The organism is Nonomuraea sp. NPDC003727 (assembly GCF_053586935.1).
On record NZ_JBSFNE010000010.1, the window covers coordinates 108,971 to 123,121 of the forward strand.

Here is a 14,151-nt window from a genome sequence, read left to right on the forward strand (position 1 = left end):
CAATTCGGCGTAGGGGAAATAGGTAGGGGGCGGGAGATGTCTGACCGCTTGCTCGGAAAGGTCCCTGCCGAGGGACCTGGTGCGCTGGGGGGCGCCGAGAGCCGGGGTCGTCTCATCGGTCGCAGGTACAAGCTGCTGTCACCCGTGGGCAGAGGCGGCATGGGCATGGTGTGGCACGCGCACGACGTGCTGCTCGACCGGCCCGTCGCGGTGAAGGAGCTGATCCTTCCCTACGGGCTCGACCAGGCCGGCAAGCAGGTGGCGCACCGGCGCATGATGCGCGAGGCCCGCTCGGCCGCGCGGCTCGGCCACCCCGGGATCGTGACCGTCCACGACGTGGTCGAGGAGGACGGCCGGCCGTGGATCGTGATGGAACTGGTCCGCGCGTGGTCGCTGGAGCAGGCCGTACGGCGGAGCGGCCCGCTGCCCGTCGTCCAGGCCGCCGAGATCGGCATCAGGGTGCTCGACGCGCTCCGGCACGCGCACGCGGCCGGGATCCTGCACCGCGACGTCAAACCCGGCAACGTCCTGCTCACCGCCGACCGGGTCGTGCTGACCGACTTCGGCATCGCGGCCATCGAAGGCGACGTGTCCATCACGCAGACCGGCCTGCTCATGGGCTCGCCCGCCTACGTCCCGCCGGAACGGCTGTCGGGACAGCCCATCACGCAGGCGGCCGACCTGTGGTCCTTCGGCGCCACCCTCTACGCGGCCGTGGAGGGGCGGCCGCCGTACGAGGGGCCCGACGCTATCGCCGTGCTCGGCGCGGTGCTGACGCACGAGCCGGTCAAGCCGCAGCGGGCCGGGGCCATGCTGCCGGTCATCGAGGGGCTGCTGCGCAAGAACCCCGCCGAGCGGATGAACGCGGCCCAGGTCGCCGGCCTGCTCGAACGGATCCTGGCCAGCCACGGCGGCGGGGCCGCGCGATCGGCGGGGCCCATCCCGACGCCGTCGGACTCGACTCCCGCGCACCTGCTGCCGCCGCTCGACCCTCCGTCGGGGCCGTTGCCCTCGCGGATCGTCGAGACGCCCTCGGGGCCGGTGCGGGTTCCCTACGACCCGGCGGTGGACGGCCCGCCGGGCGGTTCGAGCAGTGGTTCCGATGTGAAGAGTGGTTTTGACTCGATGAGCGGTTACGACTCGACGAGCGGTTTCGATTCGATGGGCGGTTTCGACGCGGCGGGCGGTCAGGGACCGTACGACTCGCCGGGCGGCCACGACTCCCTGGGCGGCCCCTCGGGACCGCACCGGTTCGACACGCAGGGCGGCGCGTCAGGCCCCCACCGGTACGACGCGCTGAGCCACCCTGCGGGGTCACCCGGGTACGACGCGCTCGGCGGACCTGCGGAGTCACCCGGCTACGACGCGTTGGGCGGATCTGCGGGGTCGCCCGGCTACGACGCGTTGGGCGGACCTGCAGGATCGCACGAGTACAGCTCATTGGGCGGGCCCTCGGGGTCGGACAGGTACGACTCCCTGGGAGGTGCCTCAGGACCGCACCGGTACGACTCCCTGGGCGGCGCGCCGGGATCGCGAGGGTACGACGCGCCGCGGAGCTCGTCGGACCCCCGCGGCCATGAGGTGCCGCGCGGTTCCTCCGATCCCTACCCCACCCCGCCCCCGTCGGGGTCCGGCACGTCGCCCACCCCGGGCTCGGGCGCGCATCAGGCATCGGCGTCCGGCGGCTTCCCCACCTCAGGTTCAGGTGGGTTTCCCATCTCAGGATCAGGCGGCTTCCCCACCTCAGAATCGGGCGGCTTCCCCACCCCAGGATCAGGTGGGCTTCCCACCTCAGAATCGGGCGGCTTCCCCACCCCAGGATCAGGCGGCTTCCCCACCCCAGGATCAGGCGGCTTCCCCACCCCAGGATCAGGCGGCTTCCCCACCCCAGGATCAGGCGGGTTCCCCACCCCAGGATCAGGCGGGTTCCCCACCTCAGAATCGGGCGGGTTCGCGGTCTCCGGGTCGGGCGGGGCTCCGAACTCGGGGTCGGCGGGGTTTCCGCACTCGGGGTCGGGCGGGTTTCCGGCGTCGGCCGCTGCGGCGAGCGGTGGTGCGGAGCCGCCGCCGATCCTGCCGCTGACCGACGGCCTGCGCCCCGACTCGGCCGCCCAGGCCCCGTGGCCGCTGTCCCAGGACGAGAAGCCCCGCCCCGGCGCCCGCGACCGCCGCGACCGCCGCGACCGCCCGGCCACCGGCCGCAGGAGGAGCACCGACGGCGGCGGGTGGATGCGCGGTGGGCGTCCCACCCCGCGCCTGATCCTCACCGTCGTCGCCACCCTCGGCGTCGCCGCGGCCACGGTCTTCTTCCTCACCTCGGGCGGCTCCCCGTCCGAGCCGGACGTCGCCAATGCCACCCCGGCCGCCTCCGAGCCGGTCAAGCAGCCGATGGCGGCGGTGGCCGTACCCGACGGGTTCAAGGAGCACACCCCCGAAGGCTTCACCGCGGCCGTACCCGAGGCGTGGAAGCTGTCCGCGTCGGGCGGGGAGGCGATCTTCACCGGCCCCAAGGACTCGGGCATGAAGATCGCCGTCGAGCAGGTCTCGCCACAGGAGGACGGCGGCCTGGCCGAGCTGACCGGCGAGGAGGCCGACGGCGGGGTCGACGGATACATCCAGGTCCAGCTGCAGCAGGTGAAGTACCGCTCGTGGAAGGCGGCCGACTGGGAGTACCAGTACACGCAGGGCAACGGGGTGCCGATGCAGGCGCTGACCCGCTACGTCACCCTGGACGACAGGGACGCCTTCAAGATCACCTTCACCATGCCGCAGCTGCAGTGGGACGACCAGGCCCAGACCCGCAGGATCTTCCTCGACACCTTCCGCCCCACCTCCTGACCCGCCCCCACCCCGGGGGCTGCTGTCCCGGCAGACGCCCCGCGTTCCCAGGCCCGAAGACAGCGGGGCCCGGAGTGAGCAGGCCCCGAGCCGCTGTCCCGGCAGGCGGCGCCCCGTGCTCCCGGGCCCGGAGACAGCGGGGCCTCCCCTGCTGCTGCCCGACCCGCGCAGCGGGAGGGGCGGGCACCGTGGCGCGTCCGCGGGTGCGCTACCGTCACGCCATGAAGCTGGCGAGCATCCATTTCTATCCGGTCAAGTCCACCCGAGGCCACGATGTCACCGAGGCCGAGGTGGAGCCATGGGGTCTGAAGGACGACCGCCGCTACATGGTCGCCACCCCCGACGGAGGGATGCTGACCGCCAGGGAGGAGCCCAGGCTGCTGGCGTGCAGGGCCGAACTGTCCGGCGGCCGCCTCACGCTCACCGGCCCCCACCGCCCGCCGCTGCTGGTGACCCCCACCGCCGAGCTGAGCGACACGCAGGTGTGGCGCACCCGCGTCAAGCTCACCGACTGCGGCGACGACGCGGCCGCGTGGCTGTCGGCGCTGGTGGACAGGCCCGTGCGACTCATGTGGCTGGACGATCCGACCCGCCGTCCGGTGAACCCCGAGTACGGCACGCCCGAGGACCGGGTCTCGCTCGCCGACGGCTACCCGTTGCTGCTGGCCTCGATCGCCTCCCTCGACCAGCTGAACGACTGGATCGCCGAAGGGGCCGTCGAACGCGGCGAGGAGCCGCCCGCGCCGTTGCCCATGACCAGGTTCCGGCCGAACGTGGTCGTCTCGGGTGCTGAGGCGCCGTTCGTCGAGGACGGCTGGAAGCGGGTGCGTATCGGCGAGGTGGACTTCCGCGTGACCAAGCCGTGCGCCAGGTGCGTCCTGACCACGATCGACCCCGACACCCTGGAGAAGGGCAAGGAGCCGCTGCGCACGCTCGGCAAGCATCGCAAGATCGACAGGAAGCTGCTGTTCGCGGTCAACCTCATCCCCGACGGTCCCGGCACGATCCGCGCCGGCGACCCCGTGACCGCCTCCTGATCGCCTCCCGACCGCCTCCGGACTGCCCGGTCACCTCCCGGCCGACCCGCGGCCGACCACCTCCCGCCCCGCCCGCGGCCGGGCGTCCCGGCCCCCCGCCCCGCCAGGGCGTCCGCTTTGGGATGATGTTGGAGGTTATGCGACACTTCACCGGTGACCACCAGCCCGACAAAACCGTCAGTGTCGTCAGTACAGGGCGTGCAGCGCCGTACCCTCGCCGTGCTCTCCGCCGCCCAGATCACCGGAGGCGTCGGCGTGGCCGTCGGGCTGGCGCTCAGCTCGCTCGTCGTCTTCCGGCTGTCGGGCTCCGAGGCGGTCAGCGGACTGGCCGGCACGGCCACCGTCCTCGGCGCGGCGCTGCTGGCGCTTCCGGCGGCGAAGGTGTCGGGCAAGGGCGGGCGCAGGGCCGGGCTCGGCCTCGCGTACCTGGCGGCACTGACCGGGTGCCTGATCTCGGTGCTGGCGATCACCGTCGGCTCGTGGCCGCTGCTGCTCGCGGGGCTGGTCCTGGTCGGCGGCGGCAGCGCGGGCAACCTCGCCGCCCGCTACTCGGCCACCGACCTTTCACCGCAGGGGCACGCCGCCCGGCACCTGTCGCTGGTGGTGTGGGCCGCGACCATCGGCTCGGTGGCCGGTCCCAACCTGGCCGGGCCGGCCGACTCGATCGGCAGGGACCTGGGGCTGGTGCCCGCGGCAGGGCCGTTCGCGGTCGCCGCGCTCTCCTTCGCCGTGGCGTTGCTGATCGTCGTGGTGGGCCTGCGCCCCGATCCGCTGACGCTCGCCAGGCAGCTGAGCGGCACCGACACACCGTCCATGGCGGGATCCAGGACGATCAGGGACGCCTGGGACACCCTGCGCGCCACCCCCACCGCGCGCAGGGCGCTGCTCGCGATCGCCGTCAGCCACACCGCGATGGTGTCGGTGATGTCGATGACGCCCGTCCACCTGGACCACGGGGGCGCCGACCTGGAGGTCATCGGGCTGGTGCTCAGCCTGCACATCGCGGGCATGTTCATGCTGTCGCCGGTGGTCGGCTGGCTCGCCGACCGGCTGGGCAAGGTGCCCGTGCTGGTGCTCGGCATGGCGCTGCTGCTGGCCGCGGCGGCACTCGCCGGTACGGCGGGCCGGCACGGCGTCGGCCAGGTCACCGTGGGGCTCGTCCTGCTGGGGGTGGGCTGGTCGTGCGGGCTGGTGGCGGGTTCGGCCATGCTGTCGGAGTCGGTGGCGATCGAACGCCGTCCCGCCGTGCAGGGCCTGTCGGACCTGCTGATGAACGTCTGCGGCGCGACCGGCACGATCGTCGCGGGCGCGATCGTGGGGGCGCTGTCGTACGGCGTGCTCGGTCTGGTCGTCGGCGTCATGGTCACGATCACGGGCGGCTGGCTCGTGCTGCGCGGACGGCCGGGTCAGGCGGCACCCGCGGCCTGACGCTCACTTGGCGTCGGCGTAGCAGGAGACGGTCACCGTCTCCATCGGGAAGCGCACCGGCGTCGCCCCGAACAGCAGCCGTGTCGCCTCGGCGGCGGCCGCGGCCACGGCGGCGCTCACCTGCTCGGCCTGGTCGAGCGGGCAGTGCACCATCACCTCGTCGTGCTGGAAGAACACCAGCCTGGCCGGCTCCGGCAGCAGCCCGCGCAGCACCGCCAGCAGGGCCAGCGCCCACTCGGCCGCCGTGGCCTGGACGACGAAGTTGCGGGTGAAGCGCCCCCGGTCGCGGGCCGCCCGCGCCCCGTCGGGCCCCGAGACGAGTTGCTTCCAGCGCTGGGACGGCGGCGGGCTGGTACGGCCCAGCCACGACCTGACGAGCTTGCCCTCCTCCCCCGCCTTGGCCGCGTCCTCCACGAACCGGTAGGCGAGCGGGAAGCGCTCCCGCATCACGGCCAGCAGCTTGGGCGCGTCGCCGCTGGTGCCGCCGTACATGGCGGACAGCATCGCGATCTTGGCGTGGTCGCGCTCGCCGCCGAAGGCCTTGGCCAGCGCGGAGTAGAGGTCGATCTCGCCGGCGGCGGTGGCCAGGCCCCTGTCGCCCGCCATGGCGGCCAGCACCCGCGGCTCCAGCTGGGCGGCGTCGGCCACGATCAGCGCCCACCCCTCGTCGGCCAGCACGACCCTGCGCATCACCTTGGGGATCTGCAACGCCCCTCCGCCGCTGGTGGCCCAGCGGCCGGAGACCACGCCGCCCACGACGTACTCGGCCCTGAAACGCCCGTCGCGCACCCACTGGTCGGCCCACGCCCAGCCGTGGAAGCTGTGGAGCCTGGCCAGCTCCTTGTAGGCCAGCAGCGGCGCGACGGCGGGATGCTCGATCTTCTTGAGCTCCCCCGACCTGGTGGTCTTGACCGCCACGCCCGCCGTCTTGAACGCCTTGACCAGCTGCTGCACGGAGTCGGGGTTGACGGGGTGGCCGAAGGCGGCCGACACCTGGTCGGCCAGCGCCTGCAGCTTGGCGGGCCGCATGCCGTGGACGGGCCGCGGGCCGAGCAGATCGGTGAGCAGGTCGTCGTGCACGTCTCTGCGCCACGGCATGCCGTCGTGGCCGAGCTCGGCGGCGACCAGCGCCCCTGCCGACTCGGCGGCGACCAGCAGCCGGAAGCGGCCGGGGTCGGGCAGCGCCTCGATCCTGGCCAGCTGGTCGTGCAGCACCTCGGCCAGCGCGTCGGCGCCGAGCTCGGCCCGCTCCGGCTCGAACAGGGTGTCCTGCCTGGCCGCGGGCCCGCCGCCGTCGTCGGGCACCGGGAGCCCGTGGAGCCTGGCGTGGGCGGCCTCGGCCGAGCGCGGCTCGCCGTACCTGCCCTCGTGGGCGAGCAGCAGCCCCTCGGTCAGCGCCAGGTCGTGGCAGCGCGCCACCCGCACGCCCGCCGCCAGCAGCGCCGGGTAGACCTGTCGCGCGTCGGCCCAGACCCAGCGGGGGCGGCGCGGCTCCAGCTCGCCGACGGCGGCGGCGAGGTCGGCGACGCGGCGGGCCCGGCCCTCGATCGGGCGCAGCGTCCCGCCGCCCGAGGAGTCAGGGGTCAGGGCGACGTACACGCCTCCAGCCTGCCAGGCCGTACCGACAGTTCTCCCGCGGCTCCCAGGGGGGTCACGAGGTCTCGGTCACAAGGCCAGCAGGTCGGGGTCCCGGGAGTCAGGGGGTCGCGGGGTCGTAGAGCGGGGTCACGGGGTCAGGGGGATGGTGACCTCGTCCTCCAGCGGCGGGTCGAGCTCCTGCGGCAGGCACCCCGTGGCCGCGAAGCAACGCAGCGTCAGCGCCTCGGGCGTCACGTCCAGGTGCAGGAAGCTCTTGAAGAACGGCGGGGTGTCCCAGTCGGACAGCTCCGACAGCGACCGGTGGAAGGTCCTGCCCACCGGCAGCCGCAGCGGCATCGGCCAGGCGCCGAGCACGCGCGCCGCCCACCGCATCCGCCGGGTGATCGTCACCTCGGGGCGGATCGGCCTGACCGGGGTGTTCTTGACGCGGTCGGCCATGATGCAGGCCGCCTCGGCCGGGGTCAGGTACAGCCACCGCATGCGCAGCCGCCTGGCGTACAGCTGGCTGTAGAACGACAGCGAGTCGCCCCGCAGCGGGTAGCACCTGAAGTCGTCCTCGTGCACGCCGGCCACGTCCACGCGCTCGATGGTGTGGGTGGCGTGCATGAACGCGCCCGACCCGCCCGCGACGACGTACTGGATCACCCGGTCCCCCACCCTGACCGGGTAGCGCTGGTAGTTGTGCACGTCGCCGCCGATGGCCGCGACATAGCGGTGCGCGGGGTCGCGGACGATGTCGTCGATCGTCCCGCCGCCCTCCAGCGGCGAGGGCTTGTAGACGTTGCGGGTGTAGATCGGCTTGCCGGTGACCAGGATCTTGGGCCGCGGGTCCAGGGAGGTCCTGCGCAGCCACGCGACCTGGTCCTTGTCGATCAGTCCGCGGATCCCGGTGTCGATGCCGACGATCAGCAGGCTCTCGCTCTCGATTGCCCAGTAGGAGGCCGGCTGGAGGGCCTGCTGCTCCGGCGCGCCGCGCAACCGGCGGGCCGCGGCCAGCGCCGCCTCGTCGATCGGCTCGGGCTTGCGCCACAGCAGGCCGCGCGGGCCCCGGTCCGGCCGGGGCTTCAGCGGCGGCGCGTCGCAGAAGACGCGCATGAACCCGCCCAGCCCGTCGTACCAGTCGTGGTTGCCGGGAACGGCGTAGACGGGCGCCGGGTAGTCCTTGTAGGGCCGGAAGAACTTGTTCGGGTACTCGTTGCCCGCGCCCGTCGGATAGATCACGTCGCTGGCGATGACGGCGAAGGAGGTGTCCCGGCCGACCTCGAGCATCCCCGGCACCACCGCGTACTGGGAGGCGTCGCCCTCGCCGGGATCACCTAAGAGCAGGAAGCCGAAGCGCTTGCCGAGCCCCGGCCTGATCCTGAGGTCGGCGTCGACGCCCCGCCGCCGCTGCGCCTCGACCCAGCGCCGCCGTACCTCTCCCGAGGGGTCGCCGAACAGGCCGGCGAGGATCTCGTTGCGCGAACGCCAGAGGGTCCGGGGGTTGAGCCAGGAGAAGGTGTCGTTGTCCGGGCGCAGGTCACGGTAGGTTCCGATCTGCTGGCACCGCCATCCGGCGCCCTCCTCCGAGGTGCGGGAGGAGGACCGCTTTCCACGCTCTGCGGCGACGTCGACCATGGTCATATGTTTACCTGATCTCATGAAGCTGTCATCAGGCGACCACGTGCGGTAGCCTTCACCCCCAAGCAAGCGGTTGTCGATGCTGCGGGGGGCTGGGGATGGCCCGCACCGGTTCAGGGGATGGGATCAGCGCCGACGCCGTCGAGGGCCTGCTCGCCTATGCCGCGACGCAGCGGGGGTTCGGCGGCGCGGCGATGAGGACGACGGAAAGGGCGATCGCGGGCGCGCGCGTACTGGCGGCCCGCGATCCCGTCACGCACACGGGGCTGCTGGTCAGGGCGCTACGGGCGGGCTGCGGGCTGCTGATGTCGCGCGGCCGGCCGGCCAGGGCGCTGCCGCTGGCGGAGGAGGCGCTGGAGCTGGCCAGGAGCCTCGGCGGCGCGCCGCTGGTCATGGCGCTGGGCTGCACCGCCGAGGTGCTGACGGCGCTCGGCCGGAAGGAGGAGGCGTTCATCCTGCTGGTCGAGGCGGAGAAGGAATGAGCACGCCGGGGTTCATGATCCCGGCGGGGTCGAGGCGCTCCTTGACCGCGCGCAGGATCTCCACGCCGAGCGGGCCGATCTCCTCCGCGTAGGCCTCCCGGTGGTCCCTGCCGACGCCGTGGTGGTGCGAGATGGTGCCGCCGGCGGCGACGATCGCGGCGTTGACCTCCCGCTTGGCGCTCTCCCATGCGGCCAGGCCGTGGCCGGTCACCACGGTGAAGTACAGCGACGCGCCGGTCTCGTAGACGTGCGAGATGTGGCACATGACCAGCGGCGTGCCGAGCGCGCCGAGCAGCGCCAGCCGTACCGCGTCGTAGAGCCTGGGCAGGTTCGCCCAGAAGGTCGCGGTCTCCAGCGTCTCGACGGTGGCGCCGGCGGCCAGGAGCGAGTCCCGCAGGTACGGCGCGGCGAAGCGGCCGTGCGCCCAGGCCTGCCCCGGCTCGGCGCCCAGGTAGGTGCCGCCCGCCTGGGCCAGCACGGCCGCCGCAGGCTGCCGGTCCTTCTCGTGGCCGGCGATCAGCAGGCAGCCCGCGTCGCCGGAGCCGATGGCCTCGGGCTTGGCCAGGCCGATCATCGTCTCGGTCTCGTCGGACAGCCGCAGCACGGTGGGCAGCGACCCCGCCTGCGCGAGGGCGCGCATCGCCGCCGAGCCGGCGGCGAACGACTCGAACCGCCAGCCCTCGTAGACCGTCTCGGCCGGGATCCTGCGCACCCGCAGCCGCAGCGAGGTGATGACGCCGAAGGCGCCCTCCGAGCCGAGGACCAGCTGGCGCAGGTCGGGGCCCGCACCGGACTTGGGCGCCCGGCCGAGGTCGAGCGTCCCGGTGGGGGTGGCCACGGTCATGCCCACGACCATGTCGTCGAAGCGCCCGTACCCGGCCGAGGCCTGCCCGCTGGACCTGGCGGCGGCGAAGCCGCCGAGCGTGGCGTACTCGTAGGACTGGGGGAAGTGCCCCAGCGTGAGCCCGTGCTCGCCCAGCAGCCGCTCGGCGTCGGGCGCGCGCAGGCCGGGCTCCAGCTCGGCGACCATCGACTCGGTGTCGACCGACACCAGCCGGTCGAGCCTGGCCAGGTCGAGGGCGATCACGCCGCCGCCCGTCACGTCGCCCGTCACGCCGCCTGTCACGCCGCCTGTCACGCCGCCGACGACCGAGGTGCCGCCGCCGAAGGGGACGACCGCCACGCCGTGTCGCCCGCACACCTCGAGGACGCGCAGCACCTCCTCGTGCGAGCCAGGCAGGACGACCGCGCCGGGGGCGTCCGAGCCGTCGCCGGCCCGTATGCGCAGCAGGTCGGGGGTGGACTTGCCGCGGGTGTGCCGGACCCTGGCCTCGTGGTCGTCGCGCACGTGGGCCGCTCCCACCGCCTCCCGCAGCTCGGCCAGCGCCGCGCCGGGCAGCGAGGCCGGCGGGAGCTTCACCTCGTCGATGGCCACGGCGGGCGCGGGCGCGCTCACCCCCATGAGGTCGTGCAGGAGCCTGCGGATCTGGTCGGGCAGCTCGCGGGCCTTGGCGGGGTCGCCCCAGCCGCTCCACAGCATCGGTTCGTTCTCCACGCCTTACACTGTGACACATGACGGCAATTCGTCACAATGACGTCGTACTGGACGCCGCACGTGCCTGCGTGCTGGCCTACGGCGTGCGGCGCACGACGCTGACCGACGTGGCCCGGCGGGCCGGGGTGTCGCGGATGACCATCTATCGCGGCTGGCCCGACGTGGGCAGCCTGGTGGCGGATCTGATGACCCGCGAGTGGCTGCGCGTGGTGGCCGAGCTCGACCTGAGCGATCCCGTGCCGGCCGTGGTCAAGGGCGTGCGGACGCTGCGGGAGCACCCGCTGTGGCGGAAGATCGTCGAGGTCGACCCCGAACTGCTGCTGCCGTACCTGACCGTGCGCAGGGGCGCCAGCCACGACGCGATCCTCGAGGTCCTGGAGCGGAGCATGAGCCCGGCGCGGGCCCGCGCCGTGCTGCTGACCGCCCAGTCGTTCCTGCTGTCGGCCCACACCATGGGCGACCCCGACGCCCTCGACGCCGAACTGACGACCCTCCTGGAGAGGTATCTGGCATGACACCCGCGACGAACACCTCCCTGACCGCCGCGCGCAGGCTCGCCGAGCTGGAGCGGGTCCGCCACGAGACCGTCGACGTGCTGGTCGTGGGGCTCGGCGCCACGGGGGCGGGCGTGGCGCTCGACGCCGCCTCCCGCGGACTCACGGTGGCCGCGATCGACGCCCACGACCTGGCCTTCGGCACCTCGAGGTGGAGCTCGAAGATGATCCACGGCGGGCTGCGCTATCTCGCCAAGGGCCAGGTGGGGGTGGCCCGCGAGAGCGCGGTCGAGCGCGGCATCCTGCTCACCCGCACCGCGCCGCATCTGGTCAGGGCCGCGCCGTACCTGCTGCCGCTCACCCCGGCGGTCTCGCGGGCGCAGGCCGCGCTGGTCATGACCGGCTACCGGATGGGCGACGCGCTGCGCGTGGCCGCGCGCACGCCGCGCGGGCTGCTGCCGGGGCCGTCGCGGCTGCCCTCCGCCAAGGCGCGGGAGCTGGCGCCGCCCCTGCGCGGCGACGGCCTGCGCGGGGCGCTGCTGTCGTGGGACGGCAGGCTCGTCGACGACGCCCGCCTGGTGGTGGCGATCGCCCGGACGGCGGCCGGCCACGGCGCCCGGATCCTGACCAGGTGCAGGGCCCTGGAACTGCACGGCGACGGCGCCGAGGTGCGCGACGAGCTGACCGGCGAGACGTTCACGATCAGGGCCCGCGCGGTGATCAACGCGGCGGGCGTGTGGGCCGGCCTGCTCAACCCCGACCTCAGGCTGCGCCCCTCGCGCGGCACCCATCTGGTGCTGCGCGGCGAGACGCTGCCCGGGCTGCGCGCCGGGCTTCACGTGCCCATACCCGGCGAGAGCAACCGGTTCGCCCTGGTCCTCCCCCAGCACGACGGGCGGGTCTACGTCGGTCTCACCGACGAGCCGGTGGACGGCCCGGTCCCCGACGTGCCGGAGGTGCCCGAAGAGGACGTCACGGCGCTGCTGAGCGTGCTGAACACGGTCCTGGAGGTCCCCGTGGCCCGCGGCGCGGTGGCGGGCGCCTACGCGGGTCTCAGGCCGCTCCTGGAGGCCGAGGGACGCACCGCCGACCTGTCCCGCCGGCACGCGGTGCTGACGTCGGCGGACGGGGTGGTCACCGTCACCGGCGGCAAGCTGACCACCTACCGGCGGATGGCGCAGGACGCCGTGGACCTGGCCGTCTCGCGGCGGGCGCTGCCGGCGGGCCCGTGCGTGTCGGATCGGCTGCCGCTGGTCGGCGCCCGGCTCGCGGGCGGCCCCGCGGACCTCGTCGCTCGGTACGGCGGCGAGGCGGCGGCCGTCCACGAGCTGGTGAAGCGGCATCCCGAGCCGGTGGGCGCGGGCCGTACGCTCGGCGAACTGGTGTGGGCGGTCCGGCACGAGGGCGCGCTGGACGAGGCCGACCTGCTCGACCGGCGCACCAGGATCGGGCTGGTCCCCGAGGACCGGGCGGCGGCGCTCGCGGCGGCCCGGCACGCCCTGACCCTCTGAGCGCGTGTCGGCCGCATGCACACTCCCCAAACCGTTAGGTTAGTCTTACCTAAGGAAGAAGGATCAAGGGGAAGGTGGGCATGGCCAAGGGGTGCGACCATCCGGTCGGCTGTCACACGGGCGACGTGCCGACCCTCGCCAGCGCGACGGTCGGCGCCCGCCTGTGGCTGCTCATCGAGCACGAGGGTCCGTGGGCCTCGCACCTGGAAAACTGTGAACTTCCTGAAGAGATCGCGGAACTCGTGCGAAGAGCCGCCGAACGCGGTATCAGACCCCAGCTCATCCGCCGCCCAGGGCGCCGAACCCGGCAGCGGGAGCAGCACATCCGTGTGCTAGTCGGCTACGCGGCAGGCGAGAACCCCTGGCTGGCCAGCGGTGTCATCGCAGGTCCTGACGATCTTGACTTGGACGCCGTGGTGGCCGGAGTGGTCCCAGAGTCCTGCATACTTGAAGACGAGCCGGTATTTCTGGTCTGCACGCACGCCAAGCGCAATGCGTGCTGCGCCCGCATTGGACTACCCCTCGCTCGACGGCTGGCAGAAGTTTTGCCGGACAGAGTGTGGGAAACCTCATGTTGGCGGCGATCGCTACGCCGCCAACCTCGTGTGCTTGCCACACGGAATTTTCTACGGCAGCATGTCTCAGGCTGCTGCGATCGCAGCAGTCAACGCGTACCGGTCCGGCGAGGTGATTCTCGACCGTTACCGGGGACGCGCAGGCATCCCTGAGCCATTGCAGGCCGCCGAGCATTTCGCCCGTGCCCACACGGGTGAACTGTCGGTCGGCGAAGTGGCCGTGGAATCCTCCAGGTCGGACGGCGACGTCACCGAGGCCCTCGTGCGCTGCGGTGACGTCCGGTTCCAGGTTGTGGTTGAGCCAGCGGTGTTCCCAACACCGTGTGGTACGGCTTGCGCCGAGACGATCACGACCTACCGGCTGGTCTCGCTGGACAGGCTCGCGCCTGTGCGGTACGCCACGCCCGCTCTCGCCTGATCACGGGAACATCACGGCACACCCCTGCGTTGGAACAGTGACGCCGAAAGCGTCCAATGCGGCTCAATCACTGAAATACCTCTCACGAAGGTGGTTTTCTCATGTCTCAGGTACGTCGGCAGATCGCCCGCCCGCGCCCCAGCTGGGGTTGGCAGGATGATGCCGCGTGCCGAGGTGAGGACCTCGTGCTCTTCTTCGGTCCCGACGGCGAGCGGCAGCCCGAGCGTGACGTTCGCGAGCGGAAGGCCAAGGCGATCTGCGCCCAGTGCCCCGTTCGCGCCGAGTGCCTTGACTACGCGCTGTCCCGGCCCGAGAAGTACGGCACGTGGGGCGGTCTTAACGAGGACGAGCGCGCCTCCGAGCGCCGCCGTCGCATGCGCCGCGCGGCCAGCGCAGGCATCTCCGCCGCCTGAGGTCCACCCCGGCAGCGTCCAGCAGCAGCGTGATCACGCAGTTGTCCCGATGACCACCTCGAACCCGGTCGGGACAACTGCCTGATCAAGCACCATCAAGCACCACGGGCGTCGCCGGCATCACATCCCCCCTCCCAACAGGGGGCGCGCGACTCCCCCCCGTCGAGGGCAGCGTGACGAT

Annotated in this window: 11 protein-coding genes; 8 read left to right on the plus strand and 3 right to left on the minus strand. The window is 73.0% G+C overall.

The window, feature by feature from the left end; translation table 11 throughout:
• Positions 1-36 precede the first annotated feature (36 nt).
• From ACWDLG_RS25565 to ACWDLG_RS25575, 3 genes are all read left to right on the plus strand, one after another.
• Positions 37-2,838: a protein kinase domain-containing protein gene (locus tag ACWDLG_RS25565; protein WP_449924190.1), complete on the plus strand. Its 2,802-nt coding sequence runs from the start codon at positions 37-39 to the stop codon at positions 2,836-2,838.
• Positions 2,839-3,059: 221 nt separating this feature from the next.
• Positions 3,060-3,875 (plus strand): MOSC domain-containing protein, encoded by an 816-nt coding sequence (locus ACWDLG_RS25570; RefSeq protein ID WP_449924193.1) that lies wholly within the window; start codon positions 3,060-3,062, stop codon positions 3,873-3,875.
• 180 nt (positions 3,876-4,055) lie between these two features.
• Complete coding sequence (locus tag ACWDLG_RS25575) at positions 4,056-5,303, plus strand: MFS transporter (protein ID WP_449924196.1); 1,248 nt, start codon at positions 4,056-4,058, stop codon at positions 5,301-5,303.
• A 3-nt stretch (positions 5,304-5,306) separates the two neighbouring features.
• Here the strand turns inward: ACWDLG_RS25575 and ACWDLG_RS25580 are convergent, their stop codons facing one another.
• The gene (locus tag ACWDLG_RS25580) at positions 5,307-6,902 is read right to left on the minus strand and encodes a bifunctional 3'-5' exonuclease/DNA polymerase (protein ID WP_449924199.1); all 1,596 of its coding nucleotides are present in this window, start codon (positions 6,900-6,902) and stop codon (positions 5,307-5,309) included.
• A gap of 126 nt (positions 6,903-7,028) precedes the next feature.
• Entirely contained in the window at positions 7,029-8,525 is a 1,497-nt protein-coding gene (locus ACWDLG_RS25585) for a metallophosphoesterase family protein (protein ID WP_449924202.1), read from the minus strand.
• A gap of 95 nt (positions 8,526-8,620) precedes the next feature.
• Between ACWDLG_RS25585 and ACWDLG_RS25590 the strand changes: the two genes are divergently transcribed.
• Positions 8,621-9,004, plus strand: a complete 384-nt coding sequence (locus ACWDLG_RS25590) for a hypothetical protein (protein ID WP_449924205.1) — start codon at positions 8,621-8,623, stop codon at positions 9,002-9,004.
• On the opposite strand, the gene ACWDLG_RS25595 is transcribed toward ACWDLG_RS25590, so the two are convergent.
• On the minus strand, positions 8,973-10,544 hold the full coding sequence (locus tag ACWDLG_RS25595) for an FAD-binding oxidoreductase (protein ID WP_449924923.1): 1,572 nt from the start codon (positions 10,542-10,544) through the stop codon (positions 8,973-8,975). The two genes, ACWDLG_RS25590 and ACWDLG_RS25595, sit on opposite strands and share 32 nt — an antisense overlap.
• Before the next feature lie 32 nt (positions 10,545-10,576).
• Between ACWDLG_RS25595 and ACWDLG_RS25600 the strand changes: the two genes are divergently transcribed.
• The 4 genes from ACWDLG_RS25600 (at position 10,577) to ACWDLG_RS25615 (ending at position 13,970) form a co-directional block, all read left to right on the plus strand.
• Positions 10,577-11,074: a TetR/AcrR family transcriptional regulator gene (locus ACWDLG_RS25600; RefSeq protein WP_354904278.1), complete on the plus strand. Its 498-nt coding sequence runs from the start codon at positions 10,577-10,579 to the stop codon at positions 11,072-11,074.
• Entirely contained in the window at positions 11,071-12,564 is a 1,494-nt protein-coding gene (locus tag ACWDLG_RS25605; RefSeq protein ID WP_449924209.1) for a glycerol-3-phosphate dehydrogenase/oxidase, read from the plus strand. Before ACWDLG_RS25600 ends, ACWDLG_RS25605 begins: the two co-directional genes overlap by 4 nt.
• A 492-nt stretch (positions 12,565-13,056) precedes the next feature.
• Entirely contained in the window at positions 13,057-13,557 is a 501-nt protein-coding gene (locus ACWDLG_RS25610) for a hypothetical protein (protein ID WP_449924212.1), read from the plus strand.
• Between the two features lie 101 nt (positions 13,558-13,658).
• Complete coding sequence (locus tag ACWDLG_RS25615; protein ID WP_192773819.1) at positions 13,659-13,970, plus strand: WhiB family transcriptional regulator; 312 nt, start codon at positions 13,659-13,661, stop codon at positions 13,968-13,970.
• Positions 13,971-14,151 lie beyond the last annotated feature (181 nt).